The sequence below is a fragment of the Burkholderia sp. MSMB1459WGS genome, from assembly GCF_001534535.1.
GTDB lineage: Bacteria > Pseudomonadota > Gammaproteobacteria > Burkholderiales > Burkholderiaceae > Burkholderia.
Window position 1 is genome coordinate 14765 of the sequence record NZ_LPMU01000059.1, and the last position, 23298, is coordinate 38062.

The window sequence follows — 23298 nt, forward strand, 5'->3', positions numbered from 1 at the left end:
GTAATTATGATAGTTACACATGTCGCCGGCCGCGGGTCGGGCCGGTGTCGCCGAGTGAGTCAGGAATGAATACCAGCAGCCGGTTCGCGTTCGCCGTTCACGTGCTCGCCTTGCTGTCGATGCAGGAAGGCGTGCCGTTGTCGTCCGACGTCATCGCGGGCAGTGTGAATACGAATCCGGCGCTGATTCGCCGGTTGCTGTCGATGCTGGCAGCAGCCGGGCTGACCACGTCGCAGCTCGGTGCGGGCGGCGGTGCGCTGCTCGCGCGCGAGCCCGGCGAGATCACGCTGCTCGACGTGTATCGTGCGGTCGACGATGCGCAACTGTTCGCGCTGCACCGCGAGGCACCGAATCCGGCGTGTCTCGTCGGGCGGCACATCCAGGGCGTGCTGACCGGCTATATCGGCGACGCGCAGCGCGCGATGGAGGCTTCGCTCGCCACGCGCACGTTGGTCGACGTGACGGCCGACATGCTGGATCTGGAACAGCGCACGCAACGAGCGGCGCGCGCCGGCGGGTAAACGGCGGCGGGCAGGGCAGGAAGCCGGGCGGCGCGTATGCGCGCGACGATCGGCGCAACGGGGGCTTCGCCCCGTTTTTTTCGGTCTTATATGTAATTAATGGTGTTACATATTTTTATTTCTGGAGAATCATATGACGCAACGTTCGTTGAATATCGCGCTGTTCGGCGCCACCGGCATGATCGGCTCGCGCATCGCGGCGGAAGCCGTGCGGCGCGGCCACCGCGTCACGGCGCTGTCGCGCCATCCGGGCGCATCCGGCGACGGCATCACCGCGAAGGCGGCCGACCTGTTCGACGCCGCCAGCATCGCGGCCGCGCTGCCCGGCCATGACGTCGTCGCAAGCGCGTACGGCCCGAAGCAGGAAGATGCGGCGCAGGTCGTCGCGGTTGCGAAGGCGCTGGTCGCCGGCACGCGTCAGGCCGGGTTGAAGCGGCTCGTCGTAGTGGGCGGCGCCGGTTCGCTCGAAGTCGCGCCGGGCAAGCAACTCGTCGACACCGAAGGTTTCCCGGACGCGTACAAGCCGCAGGCGCTCGCGCACCGCGACGCGCTTGGCTACCTGAAGACGGTCGCCGATCTCGACTGGACCTTCTTCGCACCGGCTGCGCTGATCGCGCCGGGCGAGCGTACGGGCACGTTCCGCACCGGCATCGGCAAGCTGATCGTGGACGCGCAAGGCAACAGCAAGATCTCGGCGGAAGATTACGCGGTCGCGTTCGTCGATGCGCTGGAGCAGGGCAGCTTCGTGCGCGAGATCGCGACGGTCGCGTATTGAGCGGCGTGACGGCCGGCGGCGGGTAAGCGCCGGCCCGGGTGCGACGTGCAAGCGGCGACGCGCAGCCATTTCAGGCGATTCCGCCCTCGCGGGTGGCGTCGCCTGTTTCATTTGGCGCGCGAAAGCGTCGCATGCATGACGGATCGGTATTTACACCGGTCGACGCAACGAAGCAGTTTTCATATTGTTCCCCGTCGGACAGGATGAATAGAATAAATTTCTATCGACGAGGGAATGGAGAAATGGACGCCATCGATCGCAAGCTGCTGGAGCTGCTGCAGGCGGATGCCACGCTGCCGATCGCCGAGCTGGCGCAGCGCGTGAACCTGTCGCAGACGCCGTGCTGGAAGCGCGTGCAGCGGCTGAAGGAAACCGGCGCGATTCGCGCGCAGGTCGCGCTGTGCGATCCGCGCAAGCTCGGGGTCGGCACGACCGTGTTCGTCGCGATCCGCACGAACCAGCACACCGAGGAATGGGCGCGGCGTTTCACGCAGGCGGTGCGCGACATGCCGGAAGTGGTCGAGGTCTACAGGATGAGCGGCGAGACCGATTATCTGCTGCGCGTCGTCGTGGCCGGGATCGACGACTACGACCGCGTCTACAAGCAACTGATCCGCACGGTGCCGCTGTTCGACGTCAGTTCGTCGTTCGCGATGGAGCAGATCAAGTATTCGACCGCGTTGCCCGTGCGCGATCTGGCCGAGCCCGCCTGACGGACACGCCGCCGCGCCGGCGGCGCGGTGTCAGCGGCCGCGCGCGAGTGCGCGTGCGCGCTCGTCGGCCAGTGCGTCGCGGCGCACGAAATCCGCGACGAACGGGCTGGCCGGATGATGGTGCAGCGCGTACGGCGTATCCCATTGCGCGAGCCGGCCGTCTTTCATCACGCCGATCCGGTCGGCGATCGCGAACGCTTCCGCCTGATTGTGCGTGACGAGGATCGCGGTGTGCCCCGTGTGCTTCAGGATGTCGCGCAGCTCGAACGCGAGCCGCTCGCGCGTATCGACGTCGAGATTCGAGAACGGTTCGTCGAGCAGCAGCAATTCCGGCGACGGCGCGAGTGCGCGCGCGAGGGCGACGCGCTGCTGCTGGCCGCCCGACAGTTCGTGCGGATACGCGTCGCCGGAATCGGCGAGGCCGACGAGCTCGAGCATCTGCGCGACGCGCAGGCGCCGTTCGGCCTTCGGCCAGCGCCGCAGGCCGAACGCGACGTTGTCGGCCGCGCTCAGGTGCGGGAACAGCGCGTAATCCTGGAACATCATGCCGATGCGCCGCCGCTCGGGCGGCACGTCGAGCGACGGCGCCGCGACCGGCGTGCCGTCCAGCACGATGCGCCCTATGCGCACGGGTTCGAAGCCGGCGATCGCGCGCAGCACGGTGGTCTTGCCGCAGCCGGACGCGCCGAGCAGGCAGCCGATGTCGCCGCGCGGCAGCGCGAGGCTCAGGCCGTCGACGACGGTGCGGCGGCCGTGCGGCGTGTCGTAGGCGATGCAGAGGTCGTCGAGTTCGAGCAGGTTCACGGTATCAGCCTCCGATCTTGTGGCGGGTGCGTGCGAGCAGGATCACGGGCACGAGCCCGGCCAGCACGATCGCGAGCGCGGCGACCGCGCCTTCTTCATAGGTGCCGCGCGCGGCTTCCGCATACAGCCACGTCGCGAGCGTGTCGAAGTTCAGCGGGCGCAGCAGCAGCGTGGCCGGCAGCTCCTTCATCGCGTCGACGAACACCAGCAGCGCGCTCGTCGTGAGCGCGGGCCGCAACAGCGGCAGATGGACGCGGCGCAACGTGCCGCCGGCCGTCTCGCCGAGCGAGCGCGCGGCCTGTTCGAGCGATGGCGGAATGCGCGCGAGGCCGGCCTCGATGCCGCCGGCCGGAATCGCGAGGAAGCGCACGGTATAGGCGATCACGAGCGCGGTCGCGGAGCCCATCAGCAGCAGTCCGTCGCGGCCGAGCGCCACGCCGAACAGCCGGTCGGCCGCCGCGAACGGAATCAGCAGGCCGATCGCGAGCACGGTGCCCGGCACCGCGTACCCGAGGCTCGCGATCCGCGTGCACAGGCGGGCAGGGCCCGCACGCGCGCTGTCGCGCTGCGCGCGCGCGGCCCATGCGACGACGAGCCCGCATGCGAGCGTCGCGGCGGTGGCGGCGGTCGCGATCGTCAGCGTGTTCGCGAGCCCCGTCATCAGTTGCGCGGATACGCCGCCGACGAGGTGCAGCCGCTTGCCGGTCTCGACCGCGAGATAGGCGGCCGGCGCGCCGAAGCCGAGCAGGACGGGCAGCCAGCCGAGCGCCGCGGCGCCCAGCGCGGCCGTGCCGGCCAGGCGGCGCGGCGCGATCGGCCGCATGCGCCGGCCGTGCGCGTAGCGCTGGCGGCGGCGCCCGTAGCGTTCGAGCGCGATCATGCCGACGACGATCGCGAGCATCGCAAGGGCGATCTGCGCGGCGCCGGCGAGATCGGAGCGCGTGATCCACGTCGTATAGACGGACACGGTCAGCGTCTGCACGCCGAGAAATTCCGACGCGCCGATATCGTTCAGCGTTTCGAGCAGCGCGAGGCTCATGCCGACCGCGATCGCCGGCCGGGCAAGCGGCACGACGACGCGCCAGAATGTCGCGACGCGGCCGGCGCCGAGCGTGCGCGCGGCCTCGAGCAGGCTCGCGGACTGCGTGACGAACATCGCGCGCGTACTCAGATAGACGTACGGATACAGTACGAAGCCCAGCACGAAGATCGCGCCGGGCAGCGAGCGCAGATCGGGCAGGCGGAACTGGCGCGGGCTGTCGAAGCCGAGCAGCCAGCGGATCGCGCCCTGCACGGGGCCGATCGGATGCAGCAGGTCGAGATACGCGAACGCGACAATGTAGGTGGGCACCGCGAGCGGCAGCAACAGCGCCCAGGTCAGGATCCGGCGGCCGGGAAATTCGTACGCGGTGACGAGCCATGCGCAGCCGGTGCCGACGATCGACACGATCGTGCCGACGCCCGCGAGCAGCAGCAGCGTATTGACGAGCGCCTGCGGCAGCACGAATTCGGCGAGATGTCGCCAGTGCGCGAGATCGGCGTCGAACGCGGCGACCACGAGCACCGCGAGCGGCGCCGCGACCGCCGCGGCGATCGTCAGCGCCGCGAGCAGCCACAAGCTGCCCGCGCGCGGCCGCGACCGACGCGGCTCTCGATAGACGCGGGCAGGCGATGCGTCAGTTGTCAAAGCCGACCTTGTCGACGAGCTGGCTCGCCTGCTTGCGATGCTTCGCGATATCCGCCAGCGGCAGCGGGTCGATCTTCAGCGTGCCGAAGCTCGCGATCACCGGGTCGAGCTTCACGTTCGCGCGCACCGGGTATTCGTAGTTCGCCTGCGCATACAGCGCCTGCGCTTCCGGCGACACCAGGTATTCGAGCAGCTTCACCGCATTGGCCTTGTGCGGCGCATGCTTCGCCACCGTCGCGCCGCTGATGTTCACGTGCGTGCCGCCGCTCTTCGCGTTCGCGAACGTCGGGCGCACGACCTTGATCGCGTCGCCCCATTTACGCGCATCGCTGCCGGCTTCGGCATGCTTCATGTGGCCGACGTAGTACGCGTTCGCGAGCCCGACGTCGCAGATCCCGCCGAGGATGTCGCGTGCGACGTCGCGATCGCCGCCCGTCGCCTTGCGCGCGAGGTTCGCCTTCACGCCGCGCAGCCATTGCTCGGTCGCGGCCTCGCCGTCGTGCGCGATCATCGCCGCGACGAGCGCCGTGTTGTACGGATGCTGGCCCGACCGGATGCAGACCTTGCCCTTCCATTTCGGATCGGCGAGATCCTCGTAGCGGAACGCATCGACTTTCAGGTCCTTTTCGACGTACAGCACGCGGTCGCGCAGCGACAGCGCGTACCAGTCGCCGTTCGCGCCGCGCAGGTTCGCGGGAATCGCGTCGTCGAGCGCCTTCGAGCGCACCGGTTGCGTGACGCCGCCGTCGACGAGGTCGAGCAGGTTGCCGACGTCGACCGTCATCAGCACGTCGGCCGGCGACTGCGCGCCTTCCGCCTTCACGCGCTCGAGCAGGCCGTCCTTCACGAACACCGTGTTGACCTTGACGCCGCTCTGCTTCGTGAACGCATCGATGAGCGGCTGGATCAGCTTCGGCTCGCGGGTGGTGTACAGGCTCACTTCCTCGGCCGCCTGGGCAAGCGGCGCGAAGGTGGCCGCAGCCAGGGCGAGGGCGCCGGCGAGCGGCAGCAGGCGGGTGCGCGGATTCGACATGGAGAACTCCGGTGGGGCAGGTGGACGAGGAAGCGTTCCGGAGCGCGCCTGCCGCCCGAACGACCCGGAACATTACAAAATGAAAGATTGGCGATTCTAAATCGAAATGGGAATGATTAACAAACGAAAGCTTGCGGAAAGCGGCGGAGATGCACGGGGCGGGGATCGGCGAACGGGGCGGCGCAGCGCGGGCGCAAGCGCGTAGAATGCCCGCTTCGACGAATTTGACGGAGCCGCACCGACCATGAACGATCAGCGCAAGAAGAACCCTGTCCGCAACGTGAGCATCCTGATCGTCGTGGCCGTGCTGCTCGTGATCGGGACGATCCTGTACAACGCGATTTCGCAGAAGCACGCGTACGACGAGGCCCATCCGGCCGAGGCCGCGAGCGCCGCGTCGCACTGAGCGCCGGCGTGCATGATCGCTGCGCGGCGCGATGGGGCCGTGGGCGAGACGCAGGAAGCAGGAGGAGACGGGGGCGGCGCGACGCGTGATCCATCGCATCGCGCCGGACAGACGCAGGCGCCGAGGCCGGCGCGCCGCATGGAACAATCAGTCGAGCGTCATCGTGACGCAGGGGCGAACTTCGGGCGGATCCGTGCGTAGAACACGGCCGCGAGCAGCGCGAGCCACGCCGCGCCGACATACAGCGCGACGCGCGTATCGTCGAACCAGCCGAGCATCACGATCACGAAGCCCATGAATGCGATCGTCAGCGCGGGCGCCACGGGCCACAGCGGCACCTTGAACTTCAGCGCCGCGACTTCCGCGCCCGACAGGCGGCGACGCATCGCCACCTGCGACAGCAGGATCATCAGCCAGACCCACACGGTCGCGAACGTCGCGATCGCGGCGACCACCAGGAACACGTCCTTCGGCATCAGGTAGTTGAGCAGCACGCCGACCAGCAGCGCGCCGGCCATCACGAGCACCGTGACCCACGGCACGCCGTGGCGCGACGTCGTCATCAGCACGCGCGGCGCCTGACCCTGCCGCGCCATCCCGAACATCATCCGGCCCGCGCCGAAGATGTCGCTGTTGATCGCCGAGATCGCCGCGCTGATCACGACGAGGTTCAGGATCGTCGCGGCGGATTTCACGCCGAGCGCCGAGAAGATCTGCACGAACGGGCTGCCGTCGCTGCCGACGCCGGTCCACGGGCCGATCGACATCAGCACCACCATCGTCAGCACGTAGAACAGCAGGATGCGCGCGGGCACCGCGTTGATCGCGCGCGGAATCGCGCGCTCCGGGTCCTTCGCCTCGCCGGCGCTCATCCCGATCACCTCGATCCCGCCGTACGCGAAGATCACGACCGACAGCGACGCGATCAGCCCGCCGATTCCGTTCGGCAAGAAGCCGCCGTGGTTCCACAGGTTCGCGAACGTCGGCACGTCGGCGGAATGACCGAAGTGCATGCCGGTCAGCAGGATCGCGACGCCGCCGCCGATCATCGCGACGATCGCGCCGACCTTGATGATCGACAGCCAGAATTCGAGCTCGCCGAACACCTTCACGTGGCACAGGTTCAGCCCGCAGATGATCGCGACGACGCCGAGCACCCAGATCCATTGCGGGACATCCGGAAACCAGAAGCCCATGTAGATGCCGAACGCGGTGATGTCGGCGATCGCGACGATCACCATTTCGAGCGTGTAGGTCCAGCCGGTGACGAAGCCCGCGAACGGGCCGAGGTTCTCGGTCGCGTAGTGGCCGAACGAGCCCGCGACGGGTTCGCGCACGGCCATCTCGCCGAGCGCGCGCATCACCATGTAGACGGCCGCGCCGCCCAGGAGGTACGCGAGGATCACCGCCGGACCCGCGAGCTGAATCGCGGACGCCGACCCGTAGAACAGGCCCGTGCCGATCGCCGAGCCCAGCGCGAGAAAGCGGATGTGCCGCGCGCTCAGGTGGCGCTGCAAGTTTTTCATCGAGTCTCCGATATCGTTATGCGACGAACCGGGCGAGCGGGGCCGGCCCGATTGGCTCAAGTTGTCTATACAACTTGAATGTGAACGAATGATAACAAGCCGGGCCCGGTGACCGGAATCGGGTATTCCCTGACTGGCGCGGCGAGCGGAACGGCGCTTGGGGCATTCGTGCGCCCGCAGGCGCGGGCCGCGTGGCGCGGGTGGGGCATGCTTCGGGCAATCGTCAAGCCGGAGCGCGCCGATGGCCGAGCCGCGACGTGCGCGGGCCGGCCTGCCGACGCGGACATGCGGAGTCAGGCGGGCAGGCGGATCACGCTCGCATCCTTGCGGATCAGCAGCGACGACGCGAGCATCTGCTTGCACTGGTGCGCGAGCACCTTCAGGTCGTGCGTGAGCTCGGCGCCGACCGCGTCGGATTTTTCCGCGGACACGACCATCGCATCGAGATCGCGCGTGATCTGCTTCGACGTTTCGAGCTGGTCGGCAGGCGGGGGCTCGCCGGCTTCGGCTTTCTCGAGATTCTCGAGCACGGCGGCGAGGCCGCGCTGCAGTGCGTCGTCGTGGACGAGGCCGCCATCGGCCGCGCATGCGCTGCGAATCAGCGGTGCGGCAGCCGTGATCTGCGCGCCGAGCACGTGCGTCTGCACGAGCAGGTCGTTCAGTTCGGGCACGAAACGCTGGTGCGCCTTCGGCTCGATCATCATCCGCTGGAACGCCTGCCCGAGGTTCGCGAACGCGATGTGCACGTCCTTGCGGGCGAGGCGGTAGCGGTAGTCGTCGTCGAGCGTGCTGGCCGGCGTTTCGATCGCCGCGGCGACGACGGGTACGACGGCCGCGCCGTCGGCGGTCGGCACCGGCGGCGGCGACATGCCGCGCCCGGCGCGCCACACGGCCTCGAAATACTTGCGGGTGGACGTCAGCATGTCGGTGACGAGCTTGCCCATCAGCCGATATTCCCAGTACGGGAACAGCCGGCTCGCGGCGATCGCGATCATGCAGCCGACCACCGTGTCGATCGCGCGCTCGCCGATGATCCGCATGCTGCCCGGTGCGAGCAAGTGAAACATCAGCAGCACGTACGACGACGTGAACACGACGCTTGCCGCATAGTTGAACAGCAGCAGGCTGTAGCTCATCACCATCGACCCGAACATGATCGCGATCAGCAGGTGCGGCTCCTTCACCGTGTAGATCAGCGCGATGCTCGCCGCGCAGCCGATCAGCGTGCCGATGATCCGCTGTGCGTTGCGCTGCTTGGTCAGCGAGTAGCCGGGCTTCAGGATGATGATGGTGGTCATCACGATCCAGTACGCGTTCGTGAGCGGCAGCAGCCGGCCGATCCAGAAGCCGACCGCCACGGCGATCGTCACGCGCAGTGCATGCCGGAAGCTCGGCGAACGCATGTTCAGGTTCGAGAAGATCAGCAGCGGCGACATGCGGCGGCGCTGCAGGAAGCGTGTGAGCGCCTTGTCGATCTTCAGTTCGGTTTGCTGCGGATCGGCATGGCCCGACAGGTTGCGGCGCATCCGGTCGATCAGGCGCGTCGCGCTCCAGATGCGCCGGAACGTCGCGAGCACGGCCGCATACGCTTCCGCGTTGGTGGCCGCGAAGTTCTTCTTGCGCATCAACTCGATCTCGTACTCGATCGCGCGCAGCTCGGCCTTCACGCTGATGCGCGAATGCGGCGCGCGGTTCTCGAGCACCGCGAGGCCGATCTGCTCGAGATCGGCGGCGGCCTTGCGGATCAGGTCGCGGTAGAAAATGATGAGATCCGAGCCGCCGAACGTGTTGCGCACGAGCGGGTAATCGGTATGCGCGCCGACGAACAGCTCGTGCAGGTCGACGCTGTTGATGAACAGGTTGTACATCGTCGTGCGGCCGGGGTCGAGCTTGCCGCGCCGCAGCTTCGGCAGGTTGCGCAGCACGATGTCGCGCGCGGTTTCCTGCGTTTCGACCGCGGTGATCTGCCGGGCGACGAGATTGCGGTAGCACTCGTCGAGATCGGCGTCGAGATCGTAGAACTGCGCGCGCGCGAGCAGGTAGTCGGCACAGGCGAACAGGCTTTCGGCCAGCGCCTGCTGCTCGATCCGGCGCGCCTGCCATTGCGACACGAGCGTGGCCCAGTACGTGTACCAGAGGCCGCCCGCGAGAATCCAGCCCGCGTTGACGAACGCCTGCAGCGGCGTGAATTTCTCCTCGAGCGTCATCACCATCATGAACAGCGTCGCGAAGCTGATCTGCGGCCAGCGGTTGCCGTAGACGACGATCAGCGACAGCACGAACGTGAGCGGCACGATCGTGAGCCACAGCGCGAAGATGTTCGGTGTCGCGAGGCCGGTGGCGAGCGCGGCGAGGAAGCCGATCACGCTGCACGCGAGCATTTCGTTGTGCTTGTACTTAAGCGGGCCCGGCATGTCGACGACGCACGCGCCGAGCGCGCCGGTCGAGATCGTGAAGCCGAGCTCCCGGTTATGAAACACGATCAGGCACAACACGGCCGGCAGTGACACGCCGACCGCGATCCGCAGGCCGCCGAAAAAGTACTGGCTGTAGAAAAACTTTCTGATTTCGACCGAATAGCGCATCGATGGGCTGAATGGCAGACGAAGACGCCCGGGGGCGGCGTATTGACTGGCGACGAGTCTATCGTATTTCGCCGCTCGCAAAAGCTGGCTTTCCGGCCGAGGTTCGCGGCGGCGGCCCATTTGCTATCCTTGGTGATCCTGTTCGCCCGATCCCGCCGGTGCGAGGTTCCGACGCCCGCTTCATGCTCCATCTTTTCTATTCGAACCGTCACGAAACGCTGGCCGACGCGCTGCTCGAAGATCTGGCCGCGTTTCCGGCCCGCAACGGCCCGTGGGCGCCGCAACAGGTCATCGTGCCGAGCGCGGCGCTGCGCCGCCGCCTCGAGCTCGACATCGCCGCGCGCAACGGCGTGTGCGCGAACGTCGAGTTCACGTATCTCGCGCAGTGGCTGTGGGCGCAGATCGGCCGTGTGCTGACGGTGCCCGCGCGTTCGCCGTTCGCGCCCGACCGGCTCGTGTGGCGCTGCTACCGGCTGTTCGCGCAGGCGGCCGACGGTGCGCCGTGGCTCGCGTCGCCGCGGCTGGCCGCGTATCTGTCGGCCTCCGACGATGCGATGCGCTACGAACTGGCTCATCGCGTCGCGGCCGTGCTCGATCACTACCTGACCTATCGCCCCGAATGGCTGGCCGCGTGGCAGGCCGGCGAATCGGTGCTCGCGGGCGACGGCGCGCCGCGCGGGATCAGCGACGCCGCACGCGACGACGAGCGCTGGCAGGCCGCGCTGTGGCGCGCGCTGCTCGCCGAGCTGAGCGACAGCGGTACGCCGCCGGCGCACCGCTTCCTCGTCGAAGCGCGCCATCTCGATGCCGATGCGCTCGCGCGCGCCGACTGGCCCGAATCGGTCAGCGTGTTCGCGTTGCCGACGATGCCGCCGCTGCACGTCGCGCTGTTGCGCGAACTGTCGCGCTGGATCGACGTGCGCGTCTACGCGCTGAATCCGTGCCGCGAATTCTGGTTCGACATCGTGACCGCCGCGCACGCCGAGGCGCTCGATGCGGCCGGGCGGCGCGATTACCAGGAGGTCGGCCATCCGCTGCTCGCCGAATGGGGCAGGCAGACGCAGGCGCAATTGCACATGCTGCATGAACTGACCGAAAGCGCCGCGTCAGGCGATGCGTCGCGTTTCGTCGAGAATCCTGCGCCTACCTGGCTGGCGCGCGTGCAGAACGCGATCCTCGAACTGCAACCGGAGGCCGAACTCGGCGACACGCCGGTCGAGCGAGGGATCGAGGTGCACGTGTGCCACAGTCTCGCGCGCCAGCTCGAGGTGCTGCACGACCGGCTGCTCGCGTGGTTCGACGCCGATGCGAGCCTGCAGCCGTCCGACGTGCTCGTCGCGGTGGCCGATCTCGCCGCGGCCGGGCCGTTGATCGACGCGGTGTTCGGCACGGCCGGCGCCGGCGGTGCGCGGGTGCCTTACCGGATCACCGGCCTGCCGCCGTCGCAGGCGAATCCGGTCGCGCGCGTGCTGCTCGACTGGCTCGCGTTGCCGGAGCGGCAGGTCGGCGCGCCGGAGCTGGTCGAATGGCTGCGCGTGGATGCGGTGGCCGCGCGCTACGACATCGACGCGGCCGCGCTCGAAACGGTGCAGACCTGGCTCGCGGCCGCCGGCGCGCGGCGCGGGCTGTCGCCGCTCGCGAGCGACGACGCGGCCGTGCCCGCGCCGCGCCATACGTTCTCCGATGCGCTCGCGCGGCTCTTTCTCGGCTATGCGATGCCCGAAGGGGCGGCGCCGATCGGTGCGTGGCTGCCGATCGAGGCGGCCACGGGCAGCGAGGCCGAACTGCTCGGCCGGCTCGCACGGTTTACCGACGATCTCGACGGCTTCGCGCGGCGGCTCGCGGAGTCGCACACGCCGCGCGGCTGGAGTGAACTGTTTGCGGACACGCTCGCGCGCTTCTTCGACTCGGGCGCCGCGTATGCGGACGCGCTGGCCGGCGTGCGCGACGCGCTCGACGCGATGCTGGCCGCGATGACGGAGGGCGCGCCCGACGAGGCGTTGCCGGCGGCCGTCGTCCGCGCGGGGCTCACCGCGGCGCTCGACGATCCGGCCCGCGGCGGCGTGCCGTGGGGCGGCGTCACGTTCTCGTCGTTGACGAGCTTGCGCGGGCTGCCGTATCGCGTCGTCTGCCTGCTCGGAATGGATGACGGCGTGCTGCCGAGCCTCGCGCGCGCGGACGAGTTCGACCTGATGGCCGTGCTGCCGAAGCTGGGCGACCGGCAGCGCCGCGACGACGAGCGCAATCTGTTTCTCGACCTGTTGCTCGCCGCCCGCGACCGGTTGCTGATCGCCTATACGGGCCGCAGCATTCGCGACAACGCGCCGTTGCCGCCCGCGGCGCTGGTCGACGAACTGCTCGATCATCTCGCGGACGTCACGGCCGGGCCCGGCGCCGCACCGGACGCGGTCGATGCCGCGCGCCGCGCGTTCATCGTCGAGCATCCGCTGCAACCGTTCGCGGCCGCGTATTTCCAGCCGGGCAGCGGCCTCGTTTCGTATGACGCCGAGCGGGCGACGCTCGCGTCGCTGCTGGCCGCCGAGGCGTCGCGCGACGGGCCGCGCGAGCAGCCGTTCTTCGCGCAGCCGCTGCCGGCGGAGCCGGTCGAGCCCGTCGCGTTCAGCGAATTCGAACGTTTCTGGCGCCATCCGGCGCGTGCGTTGCTGCGCGGCCGGCTCGGCATCGTGCTGGCTGATGCGCAGGCCGAACTGCTCGATACCGAGCCGTTCGCGCTGGACTTCGCCGGCAGCGACGCGCTTGCCGAGCGCGTGCTGCCGCTCCTGATCGAAGCGGGCGACGGCGGCGTGCACGATCATGCGCTGCGCATTGCGGACGCGAGCCCCGAACTGCCCGGCGGCGCGACGGGCGCGGTGTGGCGCGATCAGGCGCTCGGTTCGATGACGCAGCTTGCGTCGAACGTGCGCCGTGCACTGGCCGACGGCATCGAGCGGCGGCCGTTCTCGCTCACCGTCGTGCCGGCGTGGCCCGATACCGAGCAGGCGCTGTTCGGCGCCGACGACGCAATGCTGGCGGCCGACGCGGTAGGCGCGCCGCTCGAATTGCATGGCACGCTGAATCGGCTGACGCCGGCCGGGCAGGTCATCTATCGCTATGCGCGGCCCAGTGCGCGCGATTACCTGTCCGCTTGGCTCGCGCATCTCGTCTACTGTGCGGTCGAGCCCGGCGGCCCACGCCGCACGCTGTGGTTCGGCAGCGGCGGTGCGTTCGAGCTGACGCCCGTCGCGGCGCCGCTCGAACGGCTCGCGCCGCTGGCCGCGCTGTTTCGCGCGGGGCGGCGCATGCCGCTGAGGTTTTTCCCGCGCAGCGCGTGGGCGCGGGTGTCCGACGGCGAGGCCAAGGCCGCGAGCGTGTGGATCAACGAGCGGGTGGTCAGCGAAGCCGACGATCCGGCCATCGCGATCGCATGGCGCGGCGCGCATCCGTCGCTCGACGAGCCGTTCGGCACGCTCGCACGGCTCGTGTTCGAGCCGCTCGTCGAGCATCTGAAGGAGGTCGCATGAGCGCCGTGTCGCAGCCGCAGGCGCTCGAACTCGACGTGTTCGCGTGCCCGCTCGACGGTGTCAACCAGATCGAGGCGTCGGCCGGCACCGGCAAGACGTGGAACATCTGCGCGCTGTATGTGCGCCTGCTGCTCGAAAAGGATCTCGGCGCGGACGAAATCCTCGTCGTGACCTTCACGAAAGCGGCAACGGCCGAACTGCACGAGCGGATTCGCAGCCGGCTCGCGCAGCTTGCGCATGCGCTCGACACGGGCGATGACGGCGGCGATCCGTTCATCGCGCGTCTGTGGGAGACCACGCTCGGCGTCGACGGCGCGCTCGATCCCGAGACGGCTGCGAAGCGGATCCGGCGCGCGCTGCGCGCGTTCGACCAGGCCGCGATCCATACGATCCACGCGTTCTGCCAGCGCGCGCTGCAGGAGGCGCCGTTCGCGGCGGCGATGCCGTTCGCGTTCGACATGGAGGCCGACGATGCGTCGCTGCGCTTCGAACTCGCCGCGGATTTCTGGCGCACGCGCGTCGAACCGGCAGCCGCGCGCTGGCCGGGCTTCGCGACCTGGCTCGTCGAATCGGGGGCCGGCCCGGCCGCGCTCGATGCGCAGCTCGCACGCCGGCTGAAGAAGCCGCTTGCCGCGTTGCGCTGGGACGGCGTGACCGAGCCGGACGAATCGGCCGAAGCGGCCGCAGCCGAATGCTTCGCGGAAGCCGCGCGCATGTGGGCTGCCGAGCGCGACGCGATCGATGCGCTGCTGCGCGCCGCGCAGCCCGCGCTCAATCAACGCTCGCACAAGCCCGACGCGCTTGCCGATGCGCTCGCCGCGTGGGCGGTGCATTTCGAGCAGGGCGATGCGACGGCCGCGCTGCCGAAAGCCGCACTGAAGCTCACGCAAACCGCGCTGACGAAGGCGACGAAAAAAGGCGGTGCGACGCCCGCACACGCGTTCTTCGAGGTGGCCGACGCGCTCGAAGCGGCCGTGGCCGCGGCCGAGGCCGCACAGCGCGCGCGCTGGCTCGCGTTGATCGCCGAATGGCTCGACATGGCGCCGCGCGAATTGGCCGAGCGCAAGCGCACGCGGCGCGTCGTGTCGTTCGACGATTTGCTCGCGAACCTGTATCACGCGCTGCACGCGCATCCGTGGCTCGCCGACACGCTGCGCGCACGCTATCCGGCCGCGCTGATCGACGAATTTCAGGATACCGATCCGCTGCAGTTCGCGATCTTCGACCGGATCTTCGCGCCGGGCGGCCCGCTGTTCCTCGTCGGCGATCCGAAACAGGCGATCTACAGTTTTCGCGCGGCCGATCTGCATACCTATCTCGCCGCGCGCGCACGGGCGAGTGCGTGCTACACGCTCGCGGTCAATCAGCGCTCGACGCCCGCGATCGTCGATGCGTGCAACCGCTTCTTCATGTCGAATCCGCGCGCATTCGTGCTCGACGGGCTCGACTATTACGCGGTGCGCGCCGGCACGCGCGTGCGGGCGCCGTTCGTCGACGAGACCGATCCGGGGCCGGCCGGCGATTTCCGGATATGGGCGCTGCCGGGCGGCGAAGGCACGTTGCTCAAGCGCGACGCGCAAGCGCAGGCTGCCCAGGCCTGCGCGGCGGAGATCGCGCGGCTGATGCGCGGCGCACGTGAAGGGCGCGTGCGGCTGGGGGGCACGCCGTTGTCGCCTGGCGACATCGCGGTGCTCGTGCAAACGCACCGGCAGGGTAGCCTCGTGAAGCGCGTGCTCGCGACGTGGGGCATCGGCAGCGTCGAGCTGGCGCAGGCATCGGTGTTCTCGACCGGCGACGCCGAGCAGCTCGAACGCGTGCTGGCGGCGATCGATGCGCCAGGCGACCTGCGGCGTTTGCGCGCGGCGCTCGCGTCCGACTGGTTCGGGCTCGACGCCGGCGCGCTGTGGCGCATGGAGCAGGGCGACGGCGATGCGCCACCCGGCGCGTCGGCGGCCGACAGCGCCGATGCGATGAGCTGGGTCGAGCGTTTCTCGCGGTATCGGCTGCTGTGGCGCGAACGCGGTTTCGCGGTGATGTGGCGCACGTTCACGCGCGAGCTGCGGATCGCCGAACGGCTGATGGCGGGGGCGGACGGCGAGCGCCGCGTGACCGACATCAACCATCTGGCCGAGTTGACGCAAGCGCGGGCATCCGCACAGCCCGGCATCGCGCCGACGCTGCGCTGGCTCGCCGCGCAACGGCTCGACGGCGGCGGCGAGGAAGCGCAACTGCGGCTCGAATCCGATCGCAACCTGGTGCAGATCGTCACGGTGCACAAGTCGAAGGGGCTCGAATACGCGATCGTGTTCTGTCCGTTCCTGAACGATGGCGGGTTGCGCGAGCCGCCGTCGTCCGCGCTGCCCGATGCGCGCGAGTATCACGACGACGCGGGCGATGCGGTGCTGCATTACGGATGCGACGACGAGGCGGCTGCACACGCGGCGCGGCAGGCGCTGCGCGAGCAGGCGGCGGAACGCGCGCGGCTCGTCTACGTGGCGCTCACGCGCGCGGTGTATCGCTGCTATGTCGTCGCCGGGCCCTACCTGTCGTCGCGCTCGACGCGCGAAGCGCGGCGCAGCGTGCTCAACTGGCTCGTCGCGGGTGCCGGCCATGCGTTCGACGCGTGGCTCGACGAGCCGCCCGACGAGGCCGCGCTCGATGCGGCATGGCGCGCGCTCGCGGGCGGCCCCGTGAGCATCGCGCCGCTGCCCGTGCCTGCGCGCCGCGAGCGTCTCGCGGCCGGGCACGATGCGTCGCAGACGCTCGCGGCGCGCCATGCGACGCGCATCCTGCGCGATGCGTGGCGGATGGCGAGCTTCAGCTCGTTGACCGCGTCGATGGCGCGCGAGGAGGCGGGCGTCGCGGCCGTGCCCGACGACGAATTGCGGCCCGATCACGATGCGCTTGCCGCGGTGGCGCCGGACGGCGAACCGATACTGGCCGACACGGTGACGGCTCCGCCTGACGACGACATCCTCATGTTCCCGCGCGGTGCGGCGGCCGGCGAATGCTTGCACCGCCTGTTCGAACTCAGCCGGTTCGCGGAGCCCGAATCGTGGCACAAGGCCGCGCTCGGCGCGCTGCACGACCGTCCGGTCGAGGCCGAGCCGGCGCTTGCGGCACGCCTGCCGGCGATGATGGCGCGGCTCGTCGACGACGTCGTGCACACCGAACTCGTGCCGGGCATGCGGCTCGCCGATCTCGATCCGGCCAGGCGGCTCGACGAAATGGGTTTCCTGTTCCCGGCGCCGTCGCTCGACCTGACGGCGCTGCGCCGGCTGCTGGTCGCGCACGGCTATCCGGACGTTGCACTGGAGGCGGGCACGCTCGCCGGTTTCATCAAGGGTTTCATCGACATGATCGTCGAACACGACGGCCGTTTCTGGATCGTCGACTGGAAGTCGAACCACCTCGGCACGACGCCGGATGCCTATGGCCCGCGCGCGCTCGATGTCGCGATGGCCGATCACGCGTATCACCTGCAGGCGCTGCTCTATACGGTCGCGCTGCATCGCTACCTGCGCGGCCGGCTGCCCGATTACGACTACGACACGCACATCGCCGGTTACCTGTACCTGTTCGTGCGCGGCGTGCGGCCCAGCTGGCGCAGCGGAGGCGAGCCGGCCGGCGTGCACGCGCGGCGGCCCGCGCGTGCACTCGTCGACGCACTCGACCGGATGATGGAAGGGGGCCGCGCATGACCGCGTCCGACGACATGCTCGAATTCACCGGCGGCCTCGTCGCGCGGCTGCCCGAGCCGGCCGATTTCGGCATCGCGCTCGCGGAAGGCTTCGCGCGCCGCATCGGCGACCTCGCGCGCCGTGCCGGTGCGCCGGCCGCGGCGGCGCGCTGGGCCGCGCGCGCCGCGTTCGCGACGAGCCGTGCGACCGCCGGCGGCCACGTGTGCGTCGCGCTTGGTGCGCTCGCGCAGCGCTACGAAGCGTCGCTCGACGAGGTGCGCGCGGCGCTGGCCGCGAGCGGCGTGGTCGCGTTCGGCACGCTCGCACGCGGCGACGAGCGGCCGCTGATCGTCGACCGGCTCGATCATCTGTACCTGTCGCGCTATTTCGACTACGAACGGCGGCTCGCCGATGCGCTCGTCGCGCAGGCCGGTGTCGCCGCGCCGGACGAAAGCCTGTCGCCCGACCGGTTGCGCGACAGTCTCGCTCGTTACTTCGGGCCGGCCACCGGCGAAGTCGACTGGCAGCGCGTGGCGGCGATCGTCGCGCTGACCGGCCGCGTGACGATCGTCAGCGGTGGGCCGGGCACGGGCAAGACGACGACCGTCGTCGGCGTGCTGGCCTGCCTGCTGGATGCGCATCCGGGGCTGCGCATCGCGCTGGCCGCACCGACCGGCAAGGCCGCGCAGCGGATGCAGGAGGCGCTGCACGCACGCGCCGGCGATTTGCCGCCCGAACTCGCGGCGCGCCTGCCCGACACGTCTTATACGCTGCATCGGCTGCTGGGCGGCGGCGGGACGGCCGGCTTCCGGCATCATCGCGACAATCCGTTGCCGTACGATCTGATCGTCGTCGACGAGGCGTCGATGATCGACGTCGCGCTCGCCGCGCATCTGCTCGACGCGCTCGCACCGGGCGCCCGGCTCGTGTTGCTGGGCGACAAGGATCAACTGGCCGCGGTCGAGGCCGGCGCCGTGTTCGCGGAGCTGAGCGCACGGCCGGCATTCACCGCCGCGGCCCGCAAGCGCATCGCGCAGGCGCTGGACATCGACGAGGCGGCATTCGTCGCGGCGTTGCCGGTGCCCGACGAAGCCGCGCCGGCAGCGGATGCGCGCGCGCATCCGGCATCCGCTTCCGCACGGGCTTCGGCGTTGCCATCGGTATCCGCGCCTGTTGCGCGCAAATCGGCGCCTCGGCCGAAAGTCGATGCGCGACAGGCGTCGCTCTTCGACGACGAACCGCAGGATGCCGAAGCGTCGTCGGCCGACATCGCGCCGTCGCCGTCATCCGAGTCGGCACCGGCCGATGCCGGCGCACCGGGCAATGCGCCGGCCTGGATCGAGGCCGACGAACTCGCTTGGCTCGATACCGTCGAGCTGGCGCCGTTCCACGCAGACGATGCGGCGCTGGCGTCGGCGACGGCGGTCGCATCGCCATTGGCCGGCGAAGCCGCTGCCGCGTCCCCCGGCACGCCCGCTCCGGCACCGCTCGCGGACTGCGTCGTGTGGCTCGAACGCAATTACCGCTTCGGTCTCGATTCGCCGATCGGCCGGCTGTCGCTCGCGATCCGCCGCGGCGACGTGCAGGCGGCGCTCGATGCGCTGCCCGCCGACGACTCGGCAGCCGCATCGTTTCACGACGATGCGGGCGACACGCTGGCGTCGTCGACGGTCGAGCGGCTCGCGCGGCGTTTCGGCGCATACCTCGATGCATTGCGCGACGCGCTGGCCGCGCCGGCGCCCGATCCGCTACCGCTGTTCGACGCGCTCAACCGGTTCCGGATCCTGTGCGCGACCCGCAGCGGCTCGCGCGGGGCGGAACACGTCAATGCGCTGGTGGCCGCGCACGTGCGGCATGCGGCACGCGTGCCGCTCGCGGTCGGCGCGCACTGGTTCACCGGGCGGCCGATCATGGTCACGCGCAACGACTATGCGCTCGGGCTGTTCAACGGCGACATCGGCATTGCGCTGCCCGACGCGCACGGTGTGCTGCGCGTGTGGTTCCGGCGTGCGGACGGCGCCGCGCGTGCGGTGTCGCCGGCCGCGCTGCCGCCGCACGAAACGGCGTTCGCGCTGACGGTGCACAAATCGCAGGGCTCGGAATTCGACGAAGCCGCGCTCGTGCTGCCTGCGTCGTTCGGCCGGGTGCTCACGCGCGAGCTCGTCTATACGGCCGTCACGCGCGCACGCACGCGCGTGCAGGTGATCGGGCCGCGGCGCGTGCTGGCGCAGGCGGTCGCGACGCGCACGCAGCGCGATTCGGGGCTCGCGGCCCGCGTCGACGAGGCGCTCGCCCGGCGCCGTACGGAGGCTTCGCGATGATGATTCGCTACACGCTCGATCCGGCCGAGGTCGAATGGACGGCCGTGCGCGCGCAGGGCGCGGGCGGGCAGAACGTGAACAAGGTGTCGAGCGCGATTCATCTGCGCTTCGACATCCGCGCGTCGTCGCTGCCGCCGGTCATCAAGGAGCGGCTTCTCGCGTTGTCCGACCAGCGCATCACGCGCGACGGCATCGTCGTGATCAAGTCGCAGGAATATCGGACGCAGGAGAAAAACCGCGAGGCCGCGCTCGCGCGGCTCGATGCGCTGATCGGCAGCGTCGCGTACACGCCGCGTGCCCGGGTCGCGACGCGGCCGACGCGTGCGTCGAAGGAGCGGCGGCTCGAGCACAAGTCGCGCCGCAGCGTGGTGAAGTCGGGGCGCGGGAAGGTGGTCGACTGACCAATGATCGCAGACGCGCGTCGCATGCGATCGTCCGCCGCGCGCGGCGGCTAACGCATCACGGTTCCCGCACTGTCGAGCACGAAGTCGACGCAGAACACGACGAGTCGGCTCTGCGCGCGGATCGCGACGGCGGCCGTATAGCAGTCGCGACCTTCCGTCAGCGAGAAGTGAGGGCCCATCAGCGCGACACGCCCGGGGGCGGCGATCGCGCGCTGGAAATACGGGCGCCGCGACCAGTTGCTGTGGGTTTCCGGGAATAGCGGCGCGAGGCGGGTCACGCTCGCCTGGCTGTCGTCGGGCGGTGCGCCGATCGAAGGCAGGAACTGTTCGCCGGTCTCGTCCGTGACGAACACGCGTCGCGCCGCCGGCACCGCGAACACGCGTTGCGCGGCGTCCTGCAGGTTGCCGCTCGCCGAAAACGCCGCCGCACCGGTGAGCACGAGCCGTTCGATCGCGTCGAAGCCCGGCTGCTGGGCGATCACCGGCGTGTGCCGGCGGGCGATGAAGCGCCGCCACGCGGCATCGAGCATCGCGGGCGCCGCCGCGCTCGCGTGCGCGATCGATGCATCGGGCTGGCCGAACTGGAAACCCTGCACGAAATCGATGTCGGCTTCCATCAGCGCCTGCAGTGCGTCGTCGCTTTCGACGCCTTCGGCCAGCACCATCGCGCCGGCCTGGTGCAGCATCGACACGAGGTGATGCATGATGCGGCGATCGTCGGCCGAGGCGGTCGAACGCTCGACGAGCGAGCGGTCGAGCTTCACGATGTCGGGCCGCGCCCGCCACACGCGGTCGAAGTTCGAGAACCCCGTGCCGAAATCGTCGATCGCGATCAGGAAATCGCGATGCTGGATCATGTCGATCGTGCGGGCAAGCGCGGCTTCGTCGCGTGCCGGCTGCTCGACCACTTCCAGCACGATGCGGTTCGGCGGCAGGGCGAAATGCCGGCACAGCGCCTCGACGAACTCGCGCTGCACGAGGCCCGTGTCGAGCACGCGCGGCGTCACGTTCAGGAATAGCCAGCCGTCGCCGATTCCTTGTGTGACGAAGTTGGCCGTGTGGAGGCAGCGCGCGAGCCGGTCGAGCAGCAGCGCGTCGGCGTCGCCGCGCGTCTTGTCGAACAGGGCGGTGGGCGACACCAGCGCACCGTTCCCGTCGACGACGCGCAGCAGCGCCTCGTAGCCGACGACGCGCTTGTGCGTGATCGACAGCACGGGCTGGAACACGCTGCGCAATGTCGTGGTGCGGTAGGTGGCGAGCCAGCCGTGAGGCGTCGGCGTGAGACGTTCGAGCAGGGCGTCGAGCGACAGGTCGCGGGAGGACTTCATGTCAACGGTGCCCGGGAGCGGGCGGCGGCGTACCGCCACGCCGATGCAGCCGCATGCGCTGGCGGACGCGAAAGAACGGGAGGCATCGAGACCGCCTTCTGCGGATGAGTGTTCCGAGTGTAACGGGATTGCCGCGGCGCGCGTATCAGGGTAACTCCAGACGCAAACGGTACACCGCGATTGCGGCTCGCGCGCTGCGGCGCGGCGACCGGCCCCGCGTGCATGCGTACGGTGCATGACCGTTGCGAAACGAAGCGCGCCGCGGCGGCGGATGACGATCCCGCCTCCTGCCACTGGGCGGCGGCATGACCGTGCGTCGCTGCCGCCCGATGCGCAGGCCGATGCGGGAAATCCCGGCGGCCGGCCGCTGCCGTCAGACGAATGAGTCGAATGCCCGCGCGCCGCGGTGCGACCGGCGGCGCGTTAGCGCACCCGCGTCGCGTCGCCATCGGCATGGCCGCGGAGCGGCCGGCGATTTCTGCGCGCCGGGCGCGCCGATCGTCACGCCGCTTCGCCGCCGCGCGGTCGGACGCCGGGAATCCGCTTGATCACGCCGGTTGCGAGCGCGGTGCCGACGAGCACGATCGCACAGCCTCCGATCATCACGGCCGACACGTGTTCGCCGAGGAACAGCGCGCCCCACAGCAGCCCGAACACCGGGATCACGAACGTCACGGTAATCGCGCGGGCGGGCCCGATATGCGCGATCAGGTAGAAGAAGATGAAATACGCGATGCCCGTGCACGCGATGCCGAGGGCGAGCACCGCGCCCCATGCGTGCGCGCCGACCGGCGCGGCCGGCCACGTCGCGATCGCGAACGGCAGCAGCAGGACGGTCGAGCCGATCATGCTGCCGGTTGCGTTGACGAGCGGATCGACGCCGCCGAGCTTGCGTTTCGTATAGTTGGCCGCGATGCCGTACAGCAGCGTCGCGCCGAGCGCGGCCGCCGCAGCGAGCGCGGTCGCGCTGGCGCCCGTGTCGCCGTGCGCGTTCGCGATCTGGTTCCATACGAGCGTGAGCACGCCGGCAAACCCGATGACGAGGCCGAGCGCGCGCGGCAGCGACAGCTTGTCCTTCAGCCACAGGTAAGCGACGAGTGCGCCCCACAGCGGCGTCGTCGCGTTGATCACCGACGTCACGCCGGCCGACAGCGTCAGCTCGGCGAACGCGAACAGGCAGAACGGGATGCCCGAATTCAGCGCGCCGACGACGAACAGCGGCCACGCATGACGGCGCAGCCGGGCGCCGAGATCGGCGGGTTTGAAGCGCGTCAGCGCGAAGCCCGCGAGAAACAGCGCGCCGATGCCTACACGCAGCGCCATCAGCGGCGCGACGCCGAAATCGACCACGCCGATCCGGATGAACAGGAAGGATGCGCCCCACAGGGCGGCGAGCACGGTCAGCAGGAAAGCGTTCTTGGGCGACATCGATCGGCGAGGGCGGGGACGGGATGCGACGAATCTTACACCGCGTTACCGCACCGTCGTTTCACGATCGAATGAAACGACAAGAAACGGGAATTCCGCCGTTTGGCACCGGCGGCGGACGGCCACACGTACGCGGCGCGGTCGATCAGTGATGACGCCAGCCGCCGCGTCCGCCGAAGCCGAAATTGAGCGACAGCGCGGGGCCCCAATAACTGCCCCACGCGGGCGCATACGCCGGGGCCGGATAGTAGTAGGCGGGGCCAGGATCGACATACACGGGCGCGGGCTGTACCGGCACCGGCGCCGCCGTGTAATAGCCGCCCGGATAGTAGCCGTACGGGTAATAGCAGCCGGCGAGCGTCGTGCAGGCGAGCGCCGCGGCGACGAAGGTCCTGTTCATGATGTGTCTCCGGCGAAAGCCGGCCATCGGCAGATGCTTGAAGCTTAGGCCGAGTACCGATGACACGGTATGAGAAACGGTAACCGATCATTTCCGGGGCGCGGCCGGGCCGGCTGCGATGCCGCATGCGAAAACGGCGCTTCCGCAGTGCGGAAACGCCGTTTGA

General features: G+C 69.7%; 16 protein-coding genes. 8 read left to right on the top strand and 8 right to left on the bottom strand.

The window, feature by feature from the left end; translation table 11 throughout:
- Positions 1 to 65 precede the first annotated feature (65 nt).
- The 3 genes from WT97_RS21455 to WT97_RS21465 all read left to right on the top strand — a co-directional run bounded on the left by WT97_RS21455 (position 66) and on the right by WT97_RS21465 (position 2009).
- Complete coding sequence (locus tag WT97_RS21455) at positions 66 to 521, top strand: Rrf2 family transcriptional regulator (protein ID WP_059501849.1); 456 nt, start codon at positions 66 to 68, stop codon at positions 519 to 521.
- Positions 522 to 654: 133 nt separating this feature from the next.
- Positions 655 to 1296, top strand: coding sequence for an NAD(P)-dependent oxidoreductase (locus WT97_RS21460; RefSeq protein ID WP_060354368.1), 642 nt, complete (start codon positions 655 to 657; stop codon positions 1294 to 1296).
- A gap of 242 nt (positions 1297 to 1538) precedes the next feature.
- On the top strand, positions 1539 to 2009 hold the full coding sequence (locus WT97_RS21465) for an Lrp/AsnC family transcriptional regulator (protein WP_060354369.1): 471 nt from the start codon (positions 1539 to 1541) through the stop codon (positions 2007 to 2009).
- A gap of 30 nt (positions 2010 to 2039) precedes the next feature.
- On the opposite strand, the gene WT97_RS21470 is transcribed toward WT97_RS21465, so the two are convergent.
- From WT97_RS21470 to WT97_RS21480, 3 genes are read right to left on the bottom strand one after another with little or no spacing between them, the layout of a single operon-like run.
- Positions 2040 to 2813: an ABC transporter ATP-binding protein gene (locus WT97_RS21470; protein ID WP_060354370.1), complete on the bottom strand. Its 774-nt coding sequence runs from the start codon at positions 2811 to 2813 to the stop codon at positions 2040 to 2042.
- Between the two features lie 4 nt (positions 2814 to 2817).
- Entirely contained in the window at positions 2818 to 4500 is a 1683-nt protein-coding gene (locus tag WT97_RS21475; RefSeq protein ID WP_060354371.1) for an iron ABC transporter permease, read from the bottom strand.
- On the bottom strand, positions 4490 to 5533 hold the full coding sequence (locus WT97_RS21480) for a Fe(3+) ABC transporter substrate-binding protein (RefSeq protein WP_060354372.1): 1044 nt from the start codon (positions 5531 to 5533) through the stop codon (positions 4490 to 4492). The genes WT97_RS21475 and WT97_RS21480 overlap by 11 nt, the downstream gene beginning before the upstream one ends.
- 244 nt (positions 5534 to 5777) lie before the next feature.
- Between WT97_RS21480 and WT97_RS34240 the strand changes: the two genes are divergently transcribed.
- Positions 5778 to 5939, top strand: a complete 162-nt coding sequence (locus WT97_RS34240) for a hypothetical protein (protein WP_006476417.1) — start codon at positions 5778 to 5780, stop codon at positions 5937 to 5939.
- A gap of 158 nt (positions 5940 to 6097) precedes the next feature.
- Here the strand turns inward: WT97_RS34240 and WT97_RS21485 are convergent, their stop codons facing one another.
- Both WT97_RS21485 and WT97_RS21490 read right to left on the bottom strand, forming a co-directional pair.
- On the bottom strand, positions 6098 to 7465 hold the full coding sequence (locus WT97_RS21485; protein WP_060354373.1) for an amino acid permease: 1368 nt from the start codon (positions 7463 to 7465) through the stop codon (positions 6098 to 6100).
- A 293-nt stretch (positions 7466 to 7758) separates the two neighbouring features.
- The gene (locus tag WT97_RS21490) at positions 7759 to 10050 is read right to left on the bottom strand and encodes an FUSC family membrane protein (RefSeq protein ID WP_059501861.1); all 2292 of its coding nucleotides are present in this window, start codon (positions 10048 to 10050) and stop codon (positions 7759 to 7761) included.
- Between the two features lie 182 nt (positions 10051 to 10232).
- On the opposite strand from WT97_RS21490, the gene recC reads away from it, so the two are divergent.
- From recC to arfB, 4 genes are read left to right on the top strand one after another with little or no spacing between them, the layout of a single operon-like run.
- On the top strand, positions 10233 to 13571 hold the full coding sequence (recC, locus tag WT97_RS21495) for an exodeoxyribonuclease V subunit gamma (RefSeq protein WP_060354374.1): 3339 nt from the start codon (positions 10233 to 10235) through the stop codon (positions 13569 to 13571).
- On the top strand, positions 13568 to 17272 hold the full coding sequence (recB, locus tag WT97_RS21500) for an exodeoxyribonuclease V subunit beta (protein ID WP_060354375.1): 3705 nt from the start codon (positions 13568 to 13570) through the stop codon (positions 17270 to 17272). Before recC ends, recB begins: the two co-directional genes overlap by 4 nt.
- Entirely contained in the window at positions 17269 to 19572 is a 2304-nt protein-coding gene (locus tag WT97_RS21505) for an AAA family ATPase (RefSeq protein WP_060354376.1), read from the top strand. The genes recB and WT97_RS21505 overlap by 4 nt, the downstream gene beginning before the upstream one ends.
- Positions 19569 to 19973 (top strand): alternative ribosome rescue aminoacyl-tRNA hydrolase ArfB, encoded by a 405-nt coding sequence (gene arfB, locus WT97_RS21510; protein ID WP_060354377.1) that lies wholly within the window; start codon positions 19569 to 19571, stop codon positions 19971 to 19973. Before WT97_RS21505 ends, arfB begins: the two co-directional genes overlap by 4 nt.
- Positions 19974 to 20023: 50 nt before the next feature.
- Here the strand turns inward: arfB and WT97_RS21515 are convergent, their stop codons facing one another.
- The 3 genes from WT97_RS21515 to WT97_RS21525 form a co-directional block, all read right to left on the bottom strand.
- Positions 20024 to 21304, bottom strand: coding sequence for an EAL domain-containing protein (locus WT97_RS21515; protein ID WP_059502103.1), 1281 nt, complete (start codon positions 21302 to 21304; stop codon positions 20024 to 20026).
- 501 nt (positions 21305 to 21805) lie between these two features.
- Positions 21806 to 22732 carry a DMT family transporter gene (locus WT97_RS21520; RefSeq protein ID WP_059501871.1) on the bottom strand — a complete coding sequence of 309 codons (927 nt, stop codon included), beginning with the start codon at positions 22730 to 22732 and terminating at the stop codon, positions 21806 to 21808.
- Between the two features lie 145 nt (positions 22733 to 22877).
- The gene (locus WT97_RS21525; RefSeq protein ID WP_027784015.1) at positions 22878 to 23132 is read right to left on the bottom strand and encodes a hypothetical protein; all 255 of its coding nucleotides are present in this window, start codon (positions 23130 to 23132) and stop codon (positions 22878 to 22880) included.
- Positions 23133 to 23298 lie beyond the last annotated feature (166 nt).